This is a genomic window from Endozoicomonas sp. ONNA1, assembly GCF_024606325.1.
GTDB lineage: Bacteria > Pseudomonadota > Gammaproteobacteria > Pseudomonadales > Endozoicomonadaceae > Endozoicomonas_A.
In genome coordinates, this window is sequence record NZ_JAHHPN010000260.1 from 1 (window position 1) to 1,270 (window position 1,270).

Annotated in this window: 1 protein-coding gene; it reads left to right on the top strand. The window is 48.7% G+C overall.

Annotated elements, in window-relative coordinates:
* Nucleotides 1–288: 288 nt before the first annotated feature.
* On the top strand, nt 289–1,270 hold a 982-nt coding region (locus KDK19_RS06140; protein ID WP_257291564.1), incomplete at its 3' end, for a hypothetical protein.

Sequence of the window (1,270 nt, forward strand, 5' to 3'; positions counted from 1 at the left end):
CATCAAAAGGCAACCCGTTACACAAGCCTACCTGCTTATAAAACAAAGTGATTGCATCTGTTGCGTTCAGAGCAAGTTTCCTGTCTATCGCTATTTCTCAAATAGCTTATTGTTTTAGATCATTGTCTAGCCATTTGGTTCCCTGTGCTGTTTATGAATCTTTCGTGAAGCTATTACATTTGTGATAGTTACGGGTATCTATCCAAATGAAACTTTTATCCTGTCTGAAGGTCATATAGTCAAATAATTTTTAATGCAGTCTTTCAGATTACAGGAGTGAGATTAATTATGGATGGCCATATTGATGGGGCAATAAACAAACGTATTCCTGCCAGAGATATGCCTGATAGAGAGGTGCCTGATAGAGGCGTGCCTCAGAGCGGCTTGCCAGACAGGACGTCAAAGCTGGAATTATCGTCGAATGAGCGTGTTGAAATCTGCAGTGAGGTAACTCCCGAACTCAATAGATCGTCACCTTCAATGGCACTGCCTTATAAAGCGAGAACCGTATCCTCAATGGATTCCTCGCTTCGCAAAACCCCTGATTCCTTCGATTTTCGTTTTGTCGCCAGTGATGATGAGATTCGACAACTTTTAATGGCCCGGACCGGCGATGAACATCGGGATGTCACCCTTATTTCCCACCCCGATGACCTCTCACAGGCTAATCTGGTGAGCCGGTTGAGTATTTCTGAAGAGGGTCGCCAGGTTCTGCGTTCAGGCAAGTTGTTTGAAGGGTCGCAGCCACTCACCCTGGTGATAGATATCCGCAAACTCTCCAATGAGGAACTGCCAAAATTTAACGATCTACTGGACCCGGATAACCCCTGTCTATACGACAAAGTCAGTCAGAAACAACGCCCTCTGGGAGAGCATGTTGCCCTGCTGGTTCTGGCAGACCCTGCACAGTTGACATCGGTTGACCAGCGTGACGACGCTTCGGGAGCCGCTGCTTCGGGAGCCGCCGCTCCGGGCGCTGATTTCTGGCGGCGAATTAATCGACCGGAAAATACCTGGCAATGCGACCCACTGATCGGCAATGACCCTTCGATGGAGATCGACGAGGTTTCTCCGCTATTGGCTGAACTCCCCTGTGCCGAAAGCGTTATGGATGACGACAATACTGTTCTTATTGACTGTCACTTGCACAGTCACTGGCGACAGTTGCTGCTGGGCGGCCCAGGAGTGGATAAACAGGGGCGAATCCAGCATATACCCGGCAGGCTTGAAACATTGAGGGCCGGACAAAGGGTGATTCTGAAAGGAGCCA